17 protein-coding genes and 1 riboswitch are annotated in these 22,330 nt (G+C 47.4%); of the genes, 8 read left to right on the top strand and 9 right to left on the bottom strand.

From position 1 onward, the window contains the following. Positions 1-23: 23 nt before the first annotated feature. From CMO31_03065 to CMO31_03050, 4 genes are all read right to left on the bottom strand, one after another. Complete coding sequence (locus CMO31_03065; GenBank protein ID MAZ52978.1) at positions 24-689, bottom strand: thiamine diphosphokinase; 666 nt, start codon at positions 687-689, stop codon at positions 24-26. Next, on the bottom strand, positions 686-1,678 hold the full coding sequence (locus CMO31_03060) for an ABC transporter ATP-binding protein (GenBank protein MAZ52977.1): 993 nt from the start codon (positions 1,676-1,678) through the stop codon (positions 686-688). The genes CMO31_03065 and CMO31_03060 overlap by 4 nt, the downstream gene beginning before the upstream one ends. A 111-nt stretch (positions 1,679-1,789) precedes the next feature. Then, a complete protein-coding gene (fdhA, locus tag CMO31_03055) occupies positions 1,790-2,980 on the bottom strand; it encodes a formaldehyde dehydrogenase, glutathione-independent (protein ID MAZ52976.1) in 1,191 nt (396 codons plus the stop codon). A gap of 183 nt (positions 2,981-3,163) precedes the next feature. Beyond that, positions 3,164-4,801 carry an iron ABC transporter permease gene (locus tag CMO31_03050; GenBank protein MAZ52975.1) on the bottom strand — a complete coding sequence of 546 codons (1,638 nt, stop codon included), beginning with the start codon at positions 4,799-4,801 and terminating at the stop codon, positions 3,164-3,166. Between the two features lie 32 nt (positions 4,802-4,833). Between CMO31_03050 and CMO31_03045 the strand changes: the two genes are divergently transcribed. Genes CMO31_03045 through CMO31_03035 form a run of 3 tightly spaced genes read left to right on the top strand, consistent with a single transcriptional unit; the run spans position 4,834 to position 9,365 of the window. Further along, positions 4,834-5,718: a sulfurtransferase FdhD gene (locus tag CMO31_03045; GenBank protein ID MAZ52974.1), complete on the top strand. Its 885-nt coding sequence runs from the start codon at positions 4,834-4,836 to the stop codon at positions 5,716-5,718. Beyond that, positions 5,715-8,033 carry a hypothetical protein gene (locus CMO31_03040; GenBank protein ID MAZ52973.1) on the top strand — a complete coding sequence of 773 codons (2,319 nt, stop codon included), beginning with the start codon at positions 5,715-5,717 and terminating at the stop codon, positions 8,031-8,033. The genes CMO31_03045 and CMO31_03040 overlap by 4 nt, the downstream gene beginning before the upstream one ends. A gap of 24 nt (positions 8,034-8,057) precedes the next feature. Then, positions 8,058-9,365: a hypothetical protein gene (locus CMO31_03035; protein MAZ52972.1), complete on the top strand. Its 1,308-nt coding sequence runs from the start codon at positions 8,058-8,060 to the stop codon at positions 9,363-9,365. A gap of 143 nt (positions 9,366-9,508) precedes the next feature. Here the strand turns inward: CMO31_03035 and CMO31_03030 are convergent, their stop codons facing one another. The 3 genes from CMO31_03030 to CMO31_03020 all read right to left on the bottom strand — a co-directional run bounded on the left by CMO31_03030 (position 9,509) and on the right by CMO31_03020 (position 14,774). Next, the gene (locus tag CMO31_03030; protein MAZ52971.1) at positions 9,509-10,564 is read right to left on the bottom strand and encodes a thiamine ABC transporter substrate-binding protein; all 1,056 of its coding nucleotides are present in this window, start codon (positions 10,562-10,564) and stop codon (positions 9,509-9,511) included. Positions 10,565-10,607: 43 nt separating this feature from the next. Continuing rightward, positions 10,608-10,725, bottom strand: a riboswitch (TPP riboswitch). 138 nt (positions 10,726-10,863) lie between these two features. Then, complete coding sequence (locus CMO31_03025) at positions 10,864-11,649, bottom strand: 2-deoxy-D-gluconate 3-dehydrogenase (protein ID MAZ52970.1); 786 nt, start codon at positions 11,647-11,649, stop codon at positions 10,864-10,866. Between the two features lie 242 nt (positions 11,650-11,891). Next, positions 11,892-14,774 carry an excinuclease ABC subunit A gene (locus tag CMO31_03020; GenBank protein ID MAZ52969.1) on the bottom strand — a complete coding sequence of 961 codons (2,883 nt, stop codon included), beginning with the start codon at positions 14,772-14,774 and terminating at the stop codon, positions 11,892-11,894. Between the two features lie 85 nt (positions 14,775-14,859). On the opposite strand from CMO31_03020, the gene CMO31_03015 reads away from it, so the two are divergent. The 5 genes from CMO31_03015 to CMO31_02995 all read left to right on the top strand — a co-directional run bounded on the left by CMO31_03015 (position 14,860) and on the right by CMO31_02995 (position 20,252). Then, positions 14,860-15,360: a hydrolase gene (locus tag CMO31_03015; GenBank protein ID MAZ52968.1), complete on the top strand. Its 501-nt coding sequence runs from the start codon at positions 14,860-14,862 to the stop codon at positions 15,358-15,360. Between the two features lie 300 nt (positions 15,361-15,660). Further along, positions 15,661-17,961 (top strand): endonuclease MutS2, encoded by a 2,301-nt coding sequence (locus tag CMO31_03010; protein MAZ52967.1) that lies wholly within the window; start codon positions 15,661-15,663, stop codon positions 17,959-17,961. Positions 17,962-18,148: 187 nt separating this feature from the next. Then, positions 18,149-18,775 carry a haloacid dehalogenase gene (locus CMO31_03005; protein ID MAZ52966.1) on the top strand — a complete coding sequence of 209 codons (627 nt, stop codon included), beginning with the start codon at positions 18,149-18,151 and terminating at the stop codon, positions 18,773-18,775. Between the two features lie 99 nt (positions 18,776-18,874). Then, positions 18,875-19,561, top strand: coding sequence for a TIGR00730 family Rossman fold protein (locus CMO31_03000; protein MAZ52965.1), 687 nt, complete (start codon positions 18,875-18,877; stop codon positions 19,559-19,561). Between the two features lie 256 nt (positions 19,562-19,817). After that, complete coding sequence (locus tag CMO31_02995) at positions 19,818-20,252, top strand: heat-shock protein Hsp20 (GenBank protein MAZ52964.1); 435 nt, start codon at positions 19,818-19,820, stop codon at positions 20,250-20,252. A gap of 89 nt (positions 20,253-20,341) precedes the next feature. Here CMO31_02995 and CMO31_02990 read toward each other — a convergent pair whose 3' ends face one another. Together CMO31_02990 and CMO31_02985 are read right to left on the bottom strand one after the other, a co-directional pair. Further along, positions 20,342-21,448 (bottom strand): hypothetical protein, encoded by a 1,107-nt coding sequence (locus CMO31_02990; protein MAZ52963.1) that lies wholly within the window; start codon positions 21,446-21,448, stop codon positions 20,342-20,344. A gap of 183 nt (positions 21,449-21,631) precedes the next feature. Continuing rightward, entirely contained in the window at positions 21,632-21,910 is a 279-nt protein-coding gene (locus tag CMO31_02985; protein ID MAZ52962.1) for a hypothetical protein, read from the bottom strand. Positions 21,911-22,330: the final 420 nt, after the last annotated feature.

Genomic DNA, 22,330 nt, shown 5'->3' with positions numbered 1-22,330 from the left:
TCAAGCTAGTCAACGTGATTTTCTCAGGAGCTGTTATTTTTAACCACTTCTGTGGCTAGAGAGTCATCTTGTAACAGTAAAGCCACAAGGCCTTCTTTAACGTGCACTTCGAGCCCACTAGTACTCAAGTTGGATATTCCCTGGCCTACCCCAAAGGCAAGCAAATGATTATCTAAAGGATAATTAGCCCCTCGGATCGAGATAGCTGACTTAGGGGAAAGACTTAACACGCTAAATAGAGTACCGGCTGGTCTTGTGGGTCGTAATGACTCATTCTGGCTTATGAAGTGCACGTCAGTGTCGATAGTGTGGACAGTAGTCGGAACTCGTTCCTTGTGCAACCTAGCAGCTATCAGTAAGCCACCAAGTGATTGGTCTAGGCGACTACCGATGACTCCCATCAGTCGTAGATGAGAGGCTCCCAGATTTAGCGCCTCTTTAGCAGCTAGTTCTAGGTCTAGGTCGTTTTTCTGGGTCGGATGTCGGCTGTGCGGAGTGTTGGGGTATCGTTGTAAATCCTGAGGAGTTACAGAGTCAAAATCTCCTACTATCAGATCTGGTGAGACGCCTAATGCCGAAGCGTGAGTTAATCCCGAATCAGCAGCAATCACCAGGGATGCCTCTTTAGCAAGGTGACGAAGCCTGGCGTTAGGTGTGAGGTCGCCCCCGGCCAACACCAGCGCAATCATTTTCTACCTAGCTCAACCCACGCATCGTCAGGTATATGAAGGGATACCGACTTACCGGGGTAGATATTGGACGGCACTTCGCGAGCGAACCCTTCCCATTGCACTGAGAGGCCCCAAGAGGGTATCAGTAACTCTATTTGGATTAAGCTACCCTGATTCTCATAACTCAATACTTCAGCGGCCACGTTTCCGCCAAGCGAAATCAAGTCAGTGCGAAGAATAGCGGGTCCCTGAACCTGGATTCCTGTAGCGTTACTTAGGCTTTGCTCTGAAAAAATATTAGGGTGGCCTAGAAACTGGGCTAACCATACATTCTTTGGTGCTTCACGCAGTCGGTCTGTGGTTGCTATTTGCTCAAGACGGCCTTGACGCATCACAGCAACCCGTTGACCCATGGTAACTGCCTCGGATTGGTCATGCGTTACGTAGATTGCTCGGACCTTGAGTTGCCTCAAGATCATTTTGAGTTCCACCTTTAGCGTCTCTCGTAAAGCCTGGTCAAGATTAGAAAGCGGTTCGTCTAGTAACAAAACTTCAGGTTCTGGTGCTAGGGCACGGGCTAGGGCTACCCGTTGTTGCTGGCCACCAGAAAGCTCGTGGATGCGGCGGCGCTCACTTCCAGATAGTCCTACTAGCTCGAGTAGTTCTCCTACTCGGCGTTGTTGGTCATCCCGAGGCACCCCAAGTTCGACTAAACCGAAAGCAACATTTCTACCTACATCAAGGTGAGGGAAGAGAGCATAGTCTTGAAACACCATACCGATGTTTCTGTTTTGGGGTGAGACTCCGGAAAGATCCCTGTTTTCCATCAGGACTCGACCTTCATCCGGCGGCTCTAGTCCGGCAATTAATCTCAGAAGAGTGCTCTTGCCGCAACCAGAGGGGCCCAGTAAAGCTAAGGTTTCTGCTGGGGCGATCTCTACCGTGACCGAATCAACCGCTAAAGTTCGACCATACCGTTTTGTTAAGCTTTTAATTCGGAGCGTCATCTTAGACAACCATTAAATTTGCGCCGCCATTGGTCAGTACACAGGGTTCCCAGGAAGTGCTGTGCTGACCAAGGAACCCTGAGGTCACATGTGTAATCCTGACTGGATTTATCAGGCGGGGACCATCCCATGCGGATCAATAACGTACTTCCGTGCGGCGCCGGCATCAAAGTCTTTGTACCCTTGCACCGCTTCATCAAGCGAAATCACCGTAACATTAGTAGCGTTGGCAATTTCGATCTTATTATGAAGAATACAATTCATCAGCTGTCGGTGGTATTTCATTACTGGACATTGCCCTGTTGTGAAGTGATGAGATTTAGCCCAACCTAAACCAATTCGGATTCCGAGCATTCCCACCTTAGCGTTTTCGTCAACCCCACCTGGGTCACCAGTGACGTATAGGCCCGGAATTCCCAATGCGCCTCCTGCCCGAGTAACCTCCATGACGGAATTGAGCACAGTTGCGGGTTGTTCCACACCTGCGTCATGGCCATGACCACGAGCTTCGAAGCCTACGCAGTCTACTGCAGCATCAACTTCTGGAACTCCGACGATCTCTTCAATCTGTTCAGCCAGAGATGCGTCCTGTGTTAGATCAACTGTTTCGCAACCAAAGCTACGAGCCTGCTCGAGACGCTCTGGGATCATATCCCCGACTATGACAACTGCTGCCCCCAATAGATGACATGAGGCGGCACTGGCAAGACCAACTGGCCCGGCACCAGCAACATAAACGATGGTTCCAGGACCAACCCCAGCAGAAACCGCTCCATGATATCCAGTAGGGAAAATGTCCGATAGAAGGGTAAGATCCTTAATTTTTTCAAGCGCTTGGTCGTTATCAGGGAATTTCAAAAGGTTGAAATCTGCATAAGGAATCATCACGTACTCTGCTTGGCCACCGACCCAGCCACCCATATCTACGTACCCATAGGCTGCTCCTGGTCGAGCCGGGTTCACGTTCAAACAAATCCCGGTATTACCTTCTTTACAGTTTCGGCACCTGCCACAGGCAATGTTAAAAGGTACGGAAACAATGTCACCGATATTGAGGAACTCTACATCGCGACCTGCCTCAATTACCTGACCAGTGATTTCATGACCCAGTACCAAACCGGCAGGGGCAGTTGTACGGCCCCGAACCATATGCTGATCGCTTCCGCAGATATTAGTCGAGATAATCTTCAGGATCACACCGTGGTCACACTTGCGATTTCCCAAGGATAATTCGGGGAAGTCGATGTTGTGAATCTCCACTACTCCAGGCTGTTGGTAGACTACACCTCTATTGCTGGCCATACGTATCGCCTCCTTGAGGAGTTCTTCTAGTCCGAACTCAACATTAAAATCATTCCGCGTGCTAGATCACTATTGTAGGCTATGACCAGTTCGAAGACAAGAATATCCAGTAGAAATTGCTAAATTAACCACTCTTGAGATACTAATTAAATACCGTTTTTTGTGGCGGGACATGGAACCCTATCATATTTCGGTGCGGCCAAAACGATCCAAGAGCATCATCACGCCACCAGTTAAAAGAATTAAAATTAAAGCCAGAGTCATTCCTGCAGCATAACTAGAAGCTCCGGGCCTACTGAGTCGGTCAAATATTGCGATTGGAAGTGTAGCGAACTCGGGTCGCGTGAGGACAAGACTAGCGCCGAATTCTCCTAGTGATACTGCAAAGCCGAAGCTTGCAGCTGTTACGAATGATGGGGCTAAGAGGGGTAGTTCAATTCGCCGAAAAATGGTTAGAGGAGTGGCACCTAGAGTCAGCGAGGCGTGCAAAAGATTAGGGGGAAGTGATCTGAGGGCAGGTAGGAGGCTACGAGTTACGAAGGGAAAGCCTATAAGGGCGTGGGCGATTGGGATACCCCAAAAACTAGTTGCAAGCTTTGGGAAAGCAAGTAGGAAACCAAACCCGAGAGTTACAGCACTGACCCCTAAGGGTAGAAGACTGAGCGAATCCAACCAGGTCCAGCCACTACGAACTATCGAGTATGCGAACGAAAAACCGATAACTAGGGATATTGATGCTCCGAGAATTGCGAAACGCAACGAGTTGAATAGTCCTTCCCAGGGACTGGTAAAACCGATCGTCCGAGGTCCGTCGAAAAGAGCAAGAAATCCAGAGAGATTGGGATACGGTGTTCCTGCAGGCCAGAAGGCTCGGGTAACAACAGCAAGAATTGGGGCAAACACCAACAAAAGAGAAATTGCCAGAGCTGTTCTTATCCACCAGAGGTCTGGACCTGAAGCTCGCGGTAATTGAGCTTTATTTGAGTCCATGGCGATACTCAGTTTGGCTTGGGCAAAGGTGTATACCCAGGCCACTAAAGACACCACTATGAGTTGTACCAAGGCAAGGGAGGACGCTGTCTTGAGATTAAGCAGGTGGGCAGTTTGGCGGTAAATCTCGACTTCAATCGTGGCGAAGCTAGGGGCTGGGGCAAGGAAAAGAATAATGCCGAAACTAGTAAAGGTAAGTAGAAAAACGAGGGCTGCAGCAGATAGCAGGGCTGGGGCAGCTATTGGCAAAGTTATTCGAAATAAGATATGCCTGTGTCCAGATCCCAGTAAGGAAGCCGCCTCGTTTAGCCTCGGAGTAACCGATTCCAGATAACTTCCCACAATACGGACCACTAGTGCAATGTTGTAGAACAGGTGAGCGAGAACAATAACCAGCAGGGTATTCCTTAGATCGAGACCAATCATGCCTTGGCTCCCAATGAGAGCCAGAAAACCAGTTCCAGCAACTACGGTTGGGAGGACAAATGGAATCATCAATGCACTTCGCCAAAGACGCTTGCCGACGAAATCAAAACGAGCAAACAGAACAGCCAGTGGGAAGCCTGCGACGACGGTAACGGCAGTCGATAGGAGGGCTTGCCCAGCTGTAAAGCCGACTCGACCTAGTAAGTATGGATCCGTAAGGATGGTAATTATTTCAGCGCCCCACTTCCCTCGTGACATTACGGCTCCAAGAGGGAAAATGAGAAATACGACTAAAAACAGGATTGCGACAATTCCGAGCCAGGGCGCAGCGGGAGATCGGAACTGGGACATGATTACCAGTGTACGATTGGTGCCGTAAACTAACCATGGTAAGGCCGAAATCATCGCCAACCAATGCACAAAGTGTATAAGGGGCTATGGATCCCTCTATCGGATACACACGAAGAACCGCCCCAACTGCGGTGATACGCGTACATCGGGACTCTATTAGTAGGGATAGGGACCGATTAGCAGCTGAAGAGCCTCTACAAATCCGGATGTCAGCTGGCCGTGAGAGTTGCCAGGTAGCCGTAACAATGCGGACGCCTGGAAATGACTTTGAATTAACAGCTGGCTTCCTTTTTTCCGAAGGCCTGATAAGGTCCTTCGACGACATCATGCGGATTTCCTACTGCAGTCGCTTGCCTATTGAGGAACGCTATAATGCCGTCTCGCTCGAATTGCGCTCACAAAAAATACCCACACTAGAGGGAATTGGGCGACAAGGTGTGATGAGCAGCGCGTGCGGCGTTTGTGGTCAACGAACAATTAAGGATCTTGCGGAACGCGGTGTTGAGATAGTCCGATCCAAATTAGATGTTCCTGAAAACTTACTGCTCGACCTACCGCATAGGCTACGTGAAAAACAGCAAGTGTTTGAAAGCACTGGTGGACTTCATGCAGCTGGATTATTCTCTCCAGATGGCAGGGTAGAGGTCGTCCGTGAGGATGTTGGTCGGCACAATGCCCTTGACAAATTGGTCGGATGGTCGTTATTACAGGGACGCTTTCCCTTAGATAACAAAATCCTCATGCTCAGTGGTCGGGTCAGCTACGAGCTTGTGGCCAAGGCGGCTGTTGCAGGCATTCCCATAATTGCGGCTGTGTCTGCACCGAGTAGCATGGCAGTTAGTCTCGCTAAAAGTTTTGGCATAACTCTAGCTGGTTTTGTGCGTAAAGGCTCGTTTAATCTTTACACCCATCCAGAGCGAGTACGCTTTCGGGACGATATACCAAGTGTCCCCTCAAAGGTTACCGCGTGAACCGGCGTAAGGGCATCGCGGCACAAGGTCCAATAGAGTTGGCTTCGCCGTTACTAAAATCCCCAAAGCGTTTAGCAGCTGGCGTGCCGGCCTTGTTAGCAACCGCGAAGCACGTTTTGGCTGAAATGTCACCTATTAGGGGTATTTCTATACTTTCTCACCTCAATCAAGAAGAGGGCTTTGATTGCCAGGGATGTGCTTGGCCTGATCCCGAAGGTGGGAGGTCGCCAGCGGAATTCTGTGAAAATGGAGCCAAGGCGGCGGCTGAGGAGGCCACAGTCCGGAGAGTGACTCGAGAGTTTTTTGCAGAACACACTGTTCAGGAACTCAGCCAAAGGTCGGACTATTGGCTTGGTAAGCAAGGTCGTTTAACGGAGCCAATGATACTGCGAGACGGTAGAGATAATTACGAACCAATTGCTTGGGAAGAAGCGTTTAAGCACTTAGGCAAGGAGCTTCAAAATATTTCTGACCCCAATAGAGCCGCATTCTATACGTCGGGTAGAACCAGTAACGAGGCGGCTTTCCTTTATCAGCTGTTTGTCCGTCTTTTTGGGACCAATAATCTTCCTGACTGTTCAAACATGTGCCATGAATCTAGCGGTGTTGCTCTTAACGAAACTATTGGCGTGGGAAAGGGTACTGTCCTCCTTGATGATTTCGATCAAGCTGAGTTAATTATCGTAATAGGCCAGAACCCGGGGACCAACCACCCGAGAATGCTGACGAGTCTGGAGCGAGCTAAGAAAGCTGGGTGCAAACTAGTCAGCATTAATCCGCTTCCTGAGGCAGGCACTAGCCGATTTAAGAATCCCCAAGACTTCCGAAACCCCATAAAAGGGGTGGAGACTCTATTGGGTCAGGGAACTACCCTTGCCGATATTCACTTATCCGTTCGATTGGGTGGCGATGCTGCACTTATGAAGGGCGTTATGAAAGAACTATTGGTATTGGAAAAGCAGGAACCAGGAAGTGTTGTCGATACTACCTTTATTAATGAATTCACTCATGGTTATGAGGACCTTGTTCAGGATCTTGAGAAACAAGATTGGACTCAAATAGTTGAGGCCAGTGGGATTGATCTGGTAGATATTAAAAAATTAGCCAAGCTCATAGCTTCGCATAGCAAAATAATTTGTTGTTGGGCAATGGGTTTAACCCAGCACCGAGAGGCAGTTGCTACGATACAGGAAATTGTTAACCTCTTACTGATACGGGGTGCTATTGGAAAACCCGGTGCGGGCTTATGTCCGGTTCGTGGGCATAGCAACGTTCAGGGTGACCGTACTATGGGAATCTGGGAGCGCCCACCTGAGGAGTTTCTAGATCGACTTTCGGATGTTCTTGGTTTTGACCCGCCACGTGAACACGGGCTAGACACAGTCGGGGCAATATCAGCCATGCATGATGGTCAAGTCGATGTATTAGTTGCGCTGGGGGGCAATTTTTTATCTGCAGCTCCTGACACTGAATTCACAGCAGCAGCCCTTAAAAAGTGTGCGCTTACGGTACAAATATCGACTAAGCTCAATCGATCTCATCTAATCACAGGTACTGAGGCTCTTCTTTTGCCTTGCTTGGGACGAACTGAGCGTGATTTTCAAGAATCAGGGCCACAGTTTGTTACTGTTGAAAACTCATTCGGGGTTGTGCACCGTTCGAGCGGTCATCTTCCTCCTGCTTCCCAATCATTACAGAGCGAACCTGCGATCGTAGCAAACTTGGCTGAAGCGGTTTTGGGTCATGACGGGGTCGTTGACTGGAAAGGTCTTGTGGCAGATTACGATCGAATTCGTGATCTTATAAGTGATGTTGTACCTGGAACAGAAAACTACAATGTGCGTGTACGTGGCCCGAATGGTTTCGTATTACCCAACCCTGCTCGCGACCGTTGCTTCAATACGCAAACGGGTCGAGCGAGGTTTAGTGTGCATCCGTTAACAAGTCTTGACCCCGGTCCGGGTCGTTACATGATGATGACGATTCGTAGTCACGATCAATACAACACAACAATTTATGGTCTCGATGACCGTTACCGAGGTATTCACGGAGGTCGGAGAGTGATTCTAATGAATCCCGACGACATAACCATAGAAGGTTTAGTTCAAGGCCAAGCCGTTAATATCGAGAGTCATTTTGAAAATCAGACTAGGATGGGACGGCATTTCTTCGTAGTGCCCTATGCAATTCCGAGGGGATGCGTAGCCACCTATTTCCCTGAAGCAAACGTCCTTGTGCCAATCAAGAGTGTTGCAAGAAAGAGTAATACCCCCACTTCCAAGGCCGTGCCGGTATCAATTACCCCAGTGGTTTAACAAATCACGTTTGGTTTAAAGTGTATGGCAATGTCCAGCGTAGATTTGCTCTATGGTCGGGGAACACTTTCGGTAAGTATTCCTGAGGGTTGTATGCCTACGGTAATCCGGAAGCGCCCTATGCCGATTATCCAAGACCCTGCTTCGCAGATAGCTGAGGCGCTCGCTAATCCGGTTGGAGTTCCGTCGCTAAAACAGCTAGCTCGAGAAGCAGCTAGCGCCTGCATTCTAATTTGCGACATTACACGACCAGTCCCAAATGGGCTGTTTCTCGGTCCATTAATTCGGGTTCTAATGAGTGGAGGTATCGCCCGAGAGAGAATTTCTATTTTGGTAGCTACGGGTCTGCATCGGCCTAATCTTGGGCAAGAGTTAGGCGAATTGATCAACGACCCTTGGGTTCTTAAGACAGTGGCTGTCCATAATCACGATGCCCGTTCAGATGATGACCACGCGACGCTAGGAACTACCCCAAATGGTGTACGCGTCCGACTTGATCGTCGTTTAGTAGAGGCTGACCTGCGCATTGCGACTGGGTTAGTCGAACCACATCTCATGGCGGGTTATTCAGGGGGGCGGAAGGTAATTGCACCTGGTGTGGCTCATGCCGAAACCATAACGACTCTCCACAATTCCACATTTATGTCTAATCCTCTAGCTACTAACTGTGTTCTAGAAGGCAATCCGCTTCATGAAGAGCAGCTTGAGATCGTGAAAATGCTCGGTGGTGCTTTGGCTCTCAATACAGTTATTGATGAGCAACGTAGGCTCTCATTCGTAAACTTTGGTGAGATTATCCAGAGTCACCTTGAGGCTGTAGGGTTCACGAGGGAATTTTCTGAGGTGTCTTTACCAATGCGCTTTAATACCGTAGTTACGAGTGCAGCTGGATATCCACTTGATAAAACCTACTACCAAACAATTAAAGGTATCGTGGGCCCTCTCGACATTGTCGAGCCAGGAGGGGATCTGATTGTGGCTTCAGAGTGTTCTGAAGGACTTGGTTCAGGTGATTTTCAGGAAGCTCAGAGGAGGTTAGTAGAGCAGGGGGAAGAAGGCTTTCTCGCAACTATTGCTGATAAGCCGCATGCTGCTATAGATGAGTGGCAGACTCAAATGCAACTTCGGACTTCACGAACAGCCAAGATTCATCTCGTCAGTGGCCTAGACGCGGTAGATAGGCAATTGACTAACGTGCAAATAGCTGAATCGGTCGAAGCGGCTTTGGTGGCGAGCATGGCCCGTCATGGCACTTCCAAAGTAGCGTTCATTCCGGAGGGACCGTATATAGTTCCTCGTAAAGCTATGCCTAATACTTACCGCAATCCCTAAGAGCTACCGGCCTCTATCTTGAACCCGATGTAAGAAGATTCATGCGACTGAGGCCCTCTTCTGGACATCTTTGGCAATATCAATAAATTACCTAGTGGCGCGAGGTCTGAACCAATGACTATTAATTGTTTTTGTCAACAGCTTTAACGGACATCTTCGGGATCTCTACCCTGTAACACTACTTGGGTCCATTGCAATAACCAGCGCTCTTGATTTGCCTCTATCTCACTAGGGGAAAGTACAACCAGGTCTGAATTTCGAGGTAAAGAGGCGTATAGGTTGAAGGCCTCAGGCAAGGTGATATTTTCAATTGCAGGGTAGACAAACATATTCAGGGGGATGTCGGCCTGGTACATCGGGTTCAACATGAAATCTATGAACATGCGGGCTTCTTTCTGCTTTGTGGTCCCAGCAAGTATTCCGATGCCTTCGATTTGACGCCAAACGCAGTCCTTGCAGAACAAGTTAGAGGTTGGAGCTTCTTGGGCTACCGGAGATGAGAATATTACTTCTGCAGCGGGGCTGGTAGCGTAGGATAGCACTATGGGTCGGTCGCCGCCGTAGCGACTAAAAGAACCATAGTAGGCCTCGTTCCAACCCTCTGTCACACTGACGTCATTGTCCCGCAGTTCTTTCCAGAAATCGAGCCAGTCATAACTACTGGTTTCACCAAATTTGCCGATCGTAGTTAAGAGGAAAGCTAACCCCGGACTACTAGTTGCTGGATTTTCAACTACAGTCAAGCCGCTATAAGCTGATTCAGTGAGATCAGAAATGTCTCTAGGGAGCTCGAGGCTGGCATTTTCGAAGAAGCTGATATCCAGATTAAAAGAGACGTAACCTACATTGATTGGCGTTACGAACCCGTTTGGGTCGAACCATAGTTCTTCTGGTACTGTATTTAAATAGGAGCTCCGATATGGTTCAAATATCTTTACTTTGGTAGCTCGCCCTAACAAGCTGTTGTCCACACCATAAAGAAGATCGGCTATAGGGTTGTCCTTAGTCAAAATAGCGCGATTAATTACCGTGCCAGCATCACCGCCAGATAGGAATACCACTTTGATTCCGGTCTGTTTGGTAAAAGCTTCTAAGACGGTTTCTGAGACGGCAAATGAATCGTGAGTTAAGACGGTAATTTGCGAGGAGGTAACCGCCTCACAAAGAAGCAAAGTTAGTAGAAAGAGGATGTAACGCACGAAAACTTCCTTTCCGAATCGCCAGGGAAGGAAGACGGGGCCGAATTAATGGCTGACACACTACCTACGCCCGTACGAACGGGTTCAGGTTAGAGGGTGTGATCTCAGCCCGCTCAATTATCCTGTGGAAGTCAAGAGCCTGGGCACCCCTGGTGATTACTCTGAAGGTACCGCGCTCGACACGTGTTGTCAAAGTTTGACTGTTGAAACCTGAGTTGGTTTCACAATAAGACTTAAGTTAGTTGATTGAACTTACAACCATGTAGTTTTGTTGCAACTTAAGGTTGCTTTAGCGACTTTTATCGGGCGGTCCAACCACCGTCAACTGTTACTAAGCTCCCGGTCATATAGCTAGAAGCGTCGCTGGCAAGGAATATTGCAGCCCCTTGGATCTCTTCCATTCGTCCCCATCGAGTAAGAGGTACCAGATCTTCTACGATTCGTCGACCGTCCTCTGTATTTGCTATCGGCTCATTCAGTTGGGTTAGAAAGGGACCTGGACATATCGCGTTACAGGTAACCCCAAAGGATGCTAGTTCAAGCCCAAGCGTGCGAGTGAGTTGAACTACAGCACCCTTGCTTGAAGCATAGGGGGTGCGCCCGTCGAGTCCAACAACGCCAAGTGTACTTGCTACGTTAATTATTCTCCCATAACCTGCGCGCTTCATATGAGGAATAGCTGATCGGGCAGTGAGCCAAACTCCGTCTACATTTACTTGCTGGACAGCCCTGAAAGTTTCGTAAGAGAGATCTTCAATAGGTCCACGGATGTTGATTCCTGCATTATTAATAAGGATATCCAATTTACCGAAGTCAGCTATCGTTTTTTTAATAGTTGCGTCAACTTCTTTAGGCGAGGAGACATCACCCTGGATACCAACGGTTCGGGTTCCGTAGGTTGCGGAGATTTCGGAAGCCACACGTGCCGCCTCTTCAGAGTTCCGACTAGTTATCATGACATCGGCGCCAGATGAAGCTAGTCCCTCAGCCATTGCGCGCCCGAGGCCTTTGGTTCCACCAGTGATTAGCGCCGAGCGACCTTCAAGTTTGAATAAATTGATCCCTGGTAGCATAATTCCTTCCAATCGTTTTTCATTATCTTAGATTAAGGTACCTGATTCTGTTCAGTTCGTCATTATTGCGATCGAATAATGACTTCTTGTCAAATGCCCTGGATGTTCCTAACTATTTGCTTCAAATAGTTAGCACGCAAAGGTGCTTACAATAGAAACTATACCAACCAGGGTTCGACGTGTATCGGCTCTTCCCTTTAATGTGTACTACTTTGCGTGGGATCTGTCTAATCATCTGTGACCCGCTAAAGTGTTCAGACAACCTTGGTTTTGGTGAGAACTTGAAACTGTGGATTCCGTTTCAATAGTTGTTGCAGGAAATGGCCGGTTTGGCTATATTCTGCAGACGAAGCAAGAGTAGGAGGAGTGCTCTCAGCGACAATTGTCCCTCCCGCTTTTCCGCCTTCAGGCCCAAGATCTATAACCCAGTCGGCGGTCTTAATCACATCGAGATTATGCTCAATTACCACAACCGTATTTCCGCGGTCAACGAGGCGATGCAGTACATCAAGAAGTCTTTTGATGTCAGCGAAATGTAGGCCTGTGGTTGGTTCGTCAAGAATATATAGGGTTTTGCCTGTTGATTTCTTCCCTAGTTCTTTTGCTAATTTGATTCGTTGGGCTTCTCCTCCTGAGAGCGTCGTCGCGCTTTGGCCTAGCTTTAAGTAACCTAGGCCCACGTCTTTCAGTGTACCCAGTACCCTTCTGATCTTAGTGTGATTCTTAAAGAACTCTTGAGCTTCGTTAACTTCCATTTCCAGGACGTCAGCGATGGTCTTTTTTCTGTAGGTTACAGAGAGTGTCTCTCGGTTATATCGTCGTCCGTTACACTCCTGACACGGGATCCACACATCTGCGAGGAAATGGAGTTCGATACGATTTAGGCCGTGACCGCCGCACGCCTCGCACCGACCCCCTTTTACATTGAAACTAAAACGACCGGGGTTGTAACCTCGTTTCTTGGATTCAGGCGTTAGTGCAAATAACCGACGGATCTCATCGAACACCCCTGTATAAGTAACTGGGTTGGAGCGAGGCGTCCTGCCAATCGGATCCTGGGTCATCTTAATAACTTTATCGATGTATTCTGCGCCTTTGATAGATTTGTATGGGCCAGGTTTCACCCGGCTACCCATAAGCTGTCGAGCGAGGATTGGATAGAGCGTTCCTGTAACAAGGCTTGACTTTCCACTGCCAGAAACTCCTGTAACGCATGTCAACGTTTCTAACGGGAAAGAAACATTTAAATTCTTGAGGTTGTTCAATTTCGCCCCAAGTAATACCAGCTTCTTATAGCTATTCCGGGGAACATCATTCGGTGGGGCAATACTCTCTTTGCCGCTCAAATAACAACCGGTTAATGAGTCGGACGTAGCAATGATTTCTATCGGGCCCTCTGCAACTAGCTCTCCTCCATGACCACCAGCGCCAGGTCCCAGGTCGACGATCCAGTCGGCAGCACGCATAGTTTCTTCATCATGCTCAACAACAAGAACAGTGTTGCCCATGTTTCGTAGGCTTAATAGAGTTTCGATTAACGACTCGTTATCCCGGGCGTGTAACCCTATTGAAGGTTCATCAAGAATGTAAACTACGCCCATAAGGCCGCTCCCGATTTGGCTGGCCAAGCGAATGCGTTGGCCTTCGCCACCAGATAAAGTGGCTGATCGACGGTCGAGCGTGAGATAGTGGAGTCCAACGTTAAGCATGAACTTTAAACGCTCTCTTATTTCTTTAATTACTCCTTCAACTATTTCTTTCTCAACCTTGTCAAGTCGATTCAAAAGCTTATTGACCCAGGTATAGGCTTCACCGATGGAGTACCTACTAATCTCTGGGAGCGTTTGCCCCCCGACAGTAACTGCCCGCGCCTCGGGCCTAAGGCGCTCGCCATTGCATTCTGGACACGGAAGCTCGCGCATGAACCCCTCGTACCAACGCCTGGTATTATCCGAGCTGGTTTTGCGGTATCCACGTTCGATACTAGGAATAATGCCACTGAGTGACCGACGTCCTTGTCGCTTACGGCCCTTACTTGTTTGATACGAAAATCGGACTGCCTTGCCTTGAGAGCCATAGAATAAAGCCTCCCTCCCTTCTTTCGGTATTTTGTTCCAAGGGGTGTCTAGGTCGAAATCATAATGATTACAGACAGCCTGCAAAGCAGACACTCGCCGTCCTGATTTATTTTCAACTACCCCGTGAAAGAGAATTGCCCCTTCATTGATAGTTAGTGTCGGGTCCTCTACGATCAGATCTGGGTCTACATTCATTTCGGTTCCTAATCCTTGACACTGTTCACACATCCCCAGAGGGCTGTTAAAACTAAATGTTTGGGTTGACAGTGTGGGGAATGAGTAGTTGCAATGAGGGCAAGCATTATGTTCAGACAGCAGGAGCTCTTCATGGCCAAGATCGGCTACGAGGAGTCCATCAGCTGTTCGCAAGGTTGTCTCGACGGATTCGGTCAACCTAGAGAGAAAGCCATTGTGTTTTTCGTCAGGTATTTTCAGGCGGTCAACGATTATTTCGATCGTATGTCTTTTCTTCTTATCGAGTCCGGGATCTTCGTCAAGCCTGAATTCACCTCCGTTTATCCGAACTCGAGTAAAGCCATTAGCTAGAGCGGTGTTTAAAACATCGACGTGAGTCCCTTTCCTGTTACGCACTACCGGAGCAAGAAGCTGTATTTCAGTCCCAGAATTCATATTCGCAAGTTGTTCGCTAATCTGTTCAGCGCTTTGACCTAATGCTTTACGGCCACAATTGGGACAGTGAGGGTGGCCGACATTGGCATACAAGACCCGAAGGTAATCCATTACTTCGGTTACGGTTGCCACAGTTGACCGTGGGTTTTTGCTGACTGTTTTCTGTTGGATTGCGATGGCCGGGGAGAGGCCGATGATTTGGTCCACCTTGGGTTTCTCCATTTGTCCGAGAAACTGTCTGGCATAGGTTGAAAGGCTTTCCACATAACGTCGCTGGCCTTCTGCGTAAATAGTGTCAAAGGCAAGGCTGGATTTTCCGGAACCAGATACCCCAGTGATAACAGTAAGGGCATCACGAGGGATGTTCACATCTATATTTTTCAAGTTGTGGTGTTTAGCGCCTCGGACGGTGAGGTGCGATTCGGTCATAAGTACCTTTAGTCTCCTGGCATCTCCACAAACAAGTATACCTTAATTATTGAGGTTTGCTAATCAAATTGCTTATGATAAGCCCGTGGCAAGTGGACGTATTCACGAAAACGTCAACCTAGTAGCGCTTGGTTTCCTTATTACGGCTTATTTTATTGCAAGATTATTGGGCCAAGCCCATAGTTTGGACGATGCGTTACCTAGGGCAGCCAGAACAGGTTTCTTATTAAGTTATTTAGTAGGGACCTTTCTTGTCACGCCTGATCTAGACCTAGCCAAGAATTCTGTGCGAGCTAAAAGTCATTGGGGCATACTTGGACTGCTTTGGGTGCCTTATGGGAAGCTGTTTAGGCACCGCGGTTTATCGCACAGTTGGGTCGTAGGTCCCTTGACGCGACTCCTCTATATGGGCCTTATAACAAGCGTTTTTATTGTCATTGTTATGGCACTCACGTCTTACTTTGGCTTTGAGTTACGAATAGCTGGTCGATTAAGTCAATCCTGGGAACTACTTTCTTTAGGGGCTTTGAGTGGTTATTTCCTGAGTCAGTGGTTGCACTTATTGGCTGATGGTATCAGGCCTTAAAGTGATTCGTTCTTCTGCCCTCAGGGGGGCGAGGCCGATTTACATGAGGTCTCCCGGCCAAAATTAAATAATGTTGAGGAGAAACTAACAACAAATAATATCTAATTACGAGATTCTATCTTCTGAAAGCTGGGTCAGGTGGGAACCTCTATAATTAATGACATTTTTGTAGGACATAATGCTAACTTCAGGGATATTTATATCGGACCTCTCAAAAAACTTTGTTTTTCCAATGTCATTGTTGGTTGGGCAAATACTTCGCACTGAGCTTAAGCTCATTCAACGTATACTGATGCGGCTGTGAAAATTACCCGCCTTGACCTAGATAAACTCGGGTTTTCCCGTGTTCAGGAGGCATTGTCCAATCGCACTTCGACTTTCCGAGGGAGAGAACGTGCGCTTAAGCTAGCACCCTTAAAAGACCACCGCGGGATTGAGAAGGCGCTGGATCAGATAGAAGAGGTAGTCACAGGTGAACCGATCTCACTTGGCGGAGTGAGCGATATTCGACCTCTCATAAGCAGGGTTGTAGATGGGGGTGTGCTTGATGGCCCCGAGATTTTAGAGGTGAGTTACACAATGGCGGCTGCTGGAACTATTCGGCGAAGCATCCTTGCTTCCGAAAGGACTTCCTTGGCCGAACTAGTGATTCGACTAGAAACGTTTGATGGACCACTAAAACTTGTCGGTGAGATGCTAACGCGCGAAGGAAAGGTAAGTGATAATGCAACCCCGAAAATTAGGGATATTCGCCAGAGACTTAATCCCTTGCGTGATTTGATCAAACAACGACTACAGAGCCTCCTATCAACCTACAGCTCGCATATTCAAGATGCGATTATCACGCTTCGACGAGGACGCTATGTGATTCCGGTGAAGTCCAGTTCTCAATCCCACGTACCAGGTATAGTCTTGGACCTTAGTGATTCTGGATCCACAGTCTTTATTGAGCCTGCATCGATAGTGCCAATGGCCAACGATTTAGCTTTATTGGAATTTGAGGAGCGTGATGAGGAGAGGCGAATCCTTCTGGATCTATCGCAGCAGCTTGCATTGGACCCGGCGATAGACGAGAGCCTCAAGATTTTAGCTGAACTTGATTTCATAAACGCCTCAGCCCGTTTGGTAGGCGATTGGGATCTTGTTCGCCCAAGTCTGAATGATGAGTCCCGATTTAGGCTTGATGGATTACGGCACCCTCTCGTAGAAGATTGCGTAGCTAATTCAATCAGTCTAAATGAAGAACTCCGTTTCCTGATCCTAACTGGACCAAATGCCGGAGGTAAAACGGTGTTATTGAAGGCTCTTGGATTGGCGGCAGTTATGGCCCATTCGGGGTTGTTCGTGGCTGCTAAAGTGACCCCAGTGCCAGAGCTCGGCAACCTAGATCAAATCCTCATGGATATAGGAGACGAACAAAGCATCGAAGCTAGCCTAAGCACCTATGCTGGTCACCTAACTAATCTTAAGGAAATTCTAGATAGAGCGGACAATAAAGTTTTAGTATTGATCGACGAATTAGGGTCTGGTACGGACCCGTCCGAGGGCGCTGCTTTGTCGCAAAGCATCCTAGAACAAATCCTCGACAGCGGAGCGCGAGGCTTAATTACGACCCATCTGGCACCGATCAAGGTGTTTGCTTCAGAGGCTTCGGGAGCAATTAACGCGGCAATGAATTTTGACGTGAATCGTTTGCAACCTACTTACCATTTAGTTATCGGGCAGCCAGGGAGGTCATATGCGTTGTCTATTGCAGAGCGCTTAGGGATCTCTGTCGAACTTTTGGAGAGAGCTGCAGAGATATTGGGTCCTGACGGCGAGCGTCTCGAGGTATTACTAAAAGAACTTGAGGGCCAGCAGGCTGATCTCCAACTAGACATAAGCGAGGCACGCGCAGTTCGTGACCAGGCTCGTAAGGAAGCCGAAATTCTCCGGAGTAAAATCGAGAGCCTAAGAGCTCAGGAAGCTAAAGTTCTAACAGCTGCAACCAAAAGAGCCGACAAGATGCTAAAGGAAACGATGCAACAGGCAAAAGCCTTACGTAAGACTGCTACAACGAATAAAGATAACCGAGGTAGGGCCCTCGAGGCTCTTAGGGATCTCCGTCGCAGCAACAAAGTACGGACCGATTCTACAAAGAATATTAAGGCCCCTATCGCAACAAGAGAACTAGCACTAGGAAGCAGGGTTCATGTAAAACCATATGATGCGCAGGGGTCGATCTTGGAAATTCGTGGTGATCAACTTATAATTCAGCTAGGGTTAATAAAGGTCACGGTTGATGTAGTTGACGTTAGCCCAATCGAACGTGAAGCGCCGAAGGCAAGCGCTGATACCGTCTTAGATTTCGGGAAACCAATTAGCGAATTAAACATTAGAGGGGAACGGGTGGAACCTGCCCTCGAGAAAGTCCGCGATTTTATTTTAGAGGCCTACTACCTAAAGGTTGATCGCATTAGAATTTTACATGGAAAAGGAACAGGTTCCTTGCGAGAGGCGGTCCGTAAGTACCTAAAATCGGAGAAGCGGGTAAAAAGTTTTGAAGACGCGATCCCGTATGAGGGTGGACACGGGGTGACAGTGGCACATCTAAGGTTATAAGGGTAAGGCTATCCATAGTCTTATGTTTTGCTTTGTGCAAAACGCGAAGCTGAACCTCTTCCTCAGCTTTACTGGCTTGAACAAGCAAGACTGGAGGTTTTAGGAAAAAGCTCTGTAGTAGTATGTGAAAATTAGATTGTCCTCAAGCATAGCTTGTTACGTGTCGCAGTCCTCCTGGTAACATTAATTGGTGAAAGGCATAGTCTTTGATCTTGACGGTACGCTCGTCGATTCTCTACCAGACATACTCAATAGCTTCTGTTACGCATTTGAAGTTGTAGGGTTATCCGTACCGGATCAAGGTGAGGTGCATGGTCAGCTCGGTAAGCCTCTTTGGGACATGTATTGTCATTTTGCTCCCACAGATACCATTAGTGAATTGGTAGCAGCATACCGAGACCACTATCCCCGTCATTTTCTTGATCATTCTAGGCTTTTTCCTGGCGTAAAAGAGGTGCTCACTCAACTGCGCAATCTTGATTTTAGTTTGGCTATTGCTACCACCAAACGAACTAGCTCAGCTATCGAATTTACTAACGCGCTGGGTCTCGATATTTACTTTGATCATATACAGGGCACTGATGGCTTCGCCTTCAAGCCTAACCCTGAGGTAATATACCGGGCTTTGAAGGCTCTGGGAGAGGCTGGTCTTTGGATGGTAGGGGATTCGTCTACTGATATAGAAGCAGGAAAGGCAGCTAGGCTTAGTACCTACGCTGTAACTTGGGGGGCGCATGATGCCAAACGTCTTCGTAAGTCAAATCCTGATGCATTGGAGCCTAGTCTTGACCGACTTCTTGACCTAGTACTTTGATTTATTACGATTGGTTGTTAATGGGTCAATATGGGTAGTTGAACCTAGAGCAGGGCGCAAAATACCGTCTCTGACGTACCCGGCATATAATATACGACTATGGAAAATTTTGAGAAGCAGTACGTGATTGACGCTCTTGCTGAAGATAGTTGGCGGATGTTTCGGATCATGGGAGAGCTGGTTCAAGGCTTTGAGGAAATGAGTGACGTTGAAAAGGCAGTGACCATCTTTGGATCTGCCCGTTTAAAGGAGGATAGCGAGATCTATCAGAAAGCTACCCTGCTCTCGAAGAACCTTGCTGATTGTGGATACGCAGTTCTAACCGGTGGTGGTCCGGGGATTATGGAGGCTGGTAACCGCGGTGCTTTTGATGCGGGTGGTCGTTCAATTGGCCTTAATATTACTCTTCCTCACGAGCAGAGCCCAAACCCTTTTCAGACTGACTGCCTAAATTTCAAGTACTTTTTTACACGTAAGGTCATGTTGGTCAAGTATTCAACAGCCTTTGTAGTTTTTCCAGGTGGTTTCGGAACGTTAGATGAACTTTTTGAGGCGTTGACTTTGATTCAGACTAGGAAAATTAAACCATTCCCTGTTTACCTTGTTGGGGTGAGTTTTTGGGAGGGATTACTTGAGTGGATTAAGAGCACTCTATTGGGCTTAGGGACTATATCTGAAGAGGATATGCATTTGTTTAAGGTTGTTGATGATATATCAACTATTCCCGGTGAGATTGACCTCTACTACGATTCCGAAAGCCACGGGGGTTTTAATTTTCCCGGGTAGCCAAAATATTTGTTGATTTTGGGTTTACGCAAGATCAATTCGGCTTTCGGCCACAATAAGTGCTTCGCGATTGCGGCTAAGAGACTGCTTACTGCAGTTAGGTTTAACTAGCTAGGTAGAAGCATAAGACTTGACATAGATAGACTCAGATAATATAATTTACATCAATAGGGGTTTCGCCAAATCTATTTCTTGCCCCGCCGTTGCCTAAGAATGAGAAATTGCTTGTAGGCAACAAATTTATAAGGAGGATGCAATGTCTTTGTTTCATTTGAAAAGCTCTTTGCCTGCATTTGCATTAAGGCCAAGTATTTGGGCTGAGGGCGATCTTGATAGGTGGATTAGTGGTCCGATCTATAGCGAAAAAGATAAGGTTCAGGCTGCTGATCTATATGAGACGGACGATTCTCTCATTTTAGAATTGTCCGTTCCCGGTTTAACTGGTAAAGAAATCGATATTAGCGTGTTGGGTCGTAAGCTTGAAATTAAAGTTACTATCCCTGACCAAGTCGAGGAAGACCGTCGTTACAGTTATAAAGGAATTAACCACGATTTGGTCTCGCGTACCATCGATCTACCGGCGTCAGTGGATCTGGATGAAATCAGTGCCTGCGTTGAAAATGGCTTACTCACTATAAAGATGCCGAAAGCCTCTGAAGCCAAGGTCAAAAAGATAGTTATCAGTAATTGAGCCGTTAGAACGTAACCAATTAATTGAGGGGGTAAATCCGGTGATATTTACCCCCTCAATTAATTGGTTACGTTCTTGGTCTTGGGAATTTATTCATAAGAGAGTGGGAGTGCGGCTTTTCCAAAAACCTGCTTTGCAAGTTGGTAGATCTCATCAGGTTCTAAATTCCTTCCGAGGTAGTCTTCATCATTCCAGAGTTCCACATGGGGGTGGGGATCATCTCGGGTACCTTGAACCGCTTCTAAAGTTCCAGAATTTCCGGTTTTCCCAATTACCTGTCCCTGAGAGACTTCTTGCCCAGCTACAAGGGAAGCTGGGATAGAAGAAAGGTGGGCGTAACGGGAGATGAAACCCCCGGCGTGACGAAGCCATACCTGCCGTCCACGTAGGCGGTCAAGTACATCAACCTCGGTGTCAAGGCTATCCCGCGCTAGCCGTATTGTTTCATCGTAAATTTCTTGGGTTGATTCCGTGTAGTTGATATCAGCACGGATCACAATTCCAGAAGCAACTGCTCGTATTGGGGTGCCGTACTCTATTTCGACTCCAACAGTGCCGTTATAAAAATCGAACCCCTCATGCGTACCGTTGCGATACCTTCTAGGGGCACCAGGGAGATGATTTGGTCGTGAGCTAATTTTAGCTTCTTTAACTGGGACGAGGTAACCACTTGGCCAATTAGGGTTAAAAGGTTGATCTACTAACTCTTCAAGGCGCCTATATAAGCCTGAATTCCTAATAATGGCATTGTCGGCGCCAAGATCAAACGCGGATTTACCATCTGAGTTAGTTAGGGTCGGGTCAGAACCGGCATTTAAGAGGAACAATGGGATTCTGGCAGTTCTTGCGGATTGTGTTGAAAACATCAGAGCTGTATACCCATCAGTCGTAGTGGCATTAAGATTGGCTCCAGCTTCCACCAAAACCCTCAAACCATCAAGGCTGCCCTTAGACGCAGCAACCATAAGCGGGGTTTTCCCCTCGTTGTTTATTACGTCTATATTTTCTACCTCGGATAAGACGATTTTGAGGGCATCCGGGTCCAGTCCGCCTGCAAGTTCGAATAGTGTGGTCAAACTAATTTCTTCTTCGGAAGGAATAGGTGAGCTAACAGGCATTTGGATTATCTTTAGTTGCCATAGGGCAATAAATCCGCCCACGCCAATCACGAGCACAATGATGAGAGTACGAAACATAATCCACGATAACGTAGAGATACTTGTCGTGTAAGGGGTTACTTAGTGGGAGAATCAAATATTTTGAGGCTGGTGCGTAAAGTTTCCCTATTGATGGGGAGATTGTTGATTTGACTAAATTAATAAAGAAGAAAGGGTATTTTTAGTAATTGCAGTAATTACACGGACACGTTACTGAAAAATTTATATTTGGAAAATCTTGTTTAGGCTAAGTAGGTGCGCAAATAAGAAACTTAGAATTAGGCTTGCGCCGTGAGTAGCGATTAAGCCAGACCAGGATAGCGGTTTCAATAAAGACGCTGCGCCAGTACTAAGAAATAAATGACTTACTCCCAATCCTATCACCCAGTGCAAGCCGTCTAAGGTAAGAGCTCGTTGAGTAATATCGTGAGCCAATAGAATGCCCCAAACTGGTGTTTCCACCAGCAACAGGGCATAGTGGCGGGGGAGCCAAAAACTCACAGCCCCATATTGTGCACACTAATAGTTAATAAGTGGGGAAAGACTCACAATACATTTAGGTTGCGCGGTTTCTATCGATCATTAATCACGAAGCCCTTAAGTGATTTCGTGATTAACCTATAAGGTATTTCTTGTGACTAAACAAAATTTGATGGTAAGGTGCGAGACGCTTTTTGGTGCAAGTAAAATCATGTTGGGAGAACGTTATCTTGGCGGGTTAGAGTTGTCCGATTTCTATTGGGTAGTTGAGGGGTTATTGTTTCAATCACCTGACTTGGGAACCACCTTATAACCTAGCCACGTTAGATTTTTCGTATAATGTCTACGCTTTAGTTTAAGGCGAGTAACCGATAGGCTCTATTTAAGGGGGGGAGAATGGTGACGAAGGGTTGAATATACTTGATGTATATTTTGATCCAA

It is taken from the genome of Trueperaceae bacterium, from assembly GCA_002707365.1.
GTDB lineage: Bacteria > Deinococcota > Deinococci > Deinococcales > Trueperaceae > UBA6957.
The sequence above is the reverse complement of the archived record's forward strand: the minus strand, read 5'-3'. Positions and strand labels throughout refer to the sequence as shown.

What these genes read in the sequence shown, in the direction of transcription:
- CMO31_03065 (MAZ52978.1), bottom strand. Translation starts at nt 689, where the DNA reads ATGATTGCGCTGGTGTTGGCCGGGGGCGACCTCACACCTAACGCCAGG.
- CMO31_03060 (MAZ52977.1), bottom strand. Translation starts at nt 1,678, where the DNA reads ATGACGCTCCGAATTAAAAGCTTAACAAAACGGTATGGTCGAACTTTA.
- fdhA (MAZ52976.1), bottom strand. Translation starts at nt 2,980, where the DNA reads ATGGCCAGCAATAGAGGTGTAGTCTACCAACAGCCTGGAGTAGTGGAG.
- CMO31_03050 (MAZ52975.1), bottom strand. Translation starts at nt 4,801, where the DNA reads ATGATTTCGGCCTTACCATGGTTAGTTTACGGCACCAATCGTACACTG.
- CMO31_03045 (MAZ52974.1), top strand. Translation starts at nt 4,834, where the DNA reads ATGGATCCCTCTATCGGATACACACGAAGAACCGCCCCAACTGCGGTG.
- CMO31_03035 (MAZ52972.1), top strand. Translation starts at nt 8,058, where the DNA reads ATGGCAATGTCCAGCGTAGATTTGCTCTATGGTCGGGGAACACTTTCG.
- CMO31_03020 (MAZ52969.1), bottom strand. Translation starts at nt 14,774, where the DNA reads ATGACCGAATCGCACCTCACCGTCCGAGGCGCTAAACACCACAACTTG.
- CMO31_03000 (MAZ52965.1), top strand. Translation starts at nt 18,875, where the DNA reads ATGGAAAATTTTGAGAAGCAGTACGTGATTGACGCTCTTGCTGAAGAT.
- CMO31_02995 (MAZ52964.1), top strand. Translation starts at nt 19,818, where the DNA reads ATGTCTTTGTTTCATTTGAAAAGCTCTTTGCCTGCATTTGCATTAAGG.
- CMO31_02990 (MAZ52963.1), bottom strand. Translation starts at nt 21,448, where the DNA reads ATGTTTCGTACTCTCATCATTGTGCTCGTGATTGGCGTGGGCGGATTT.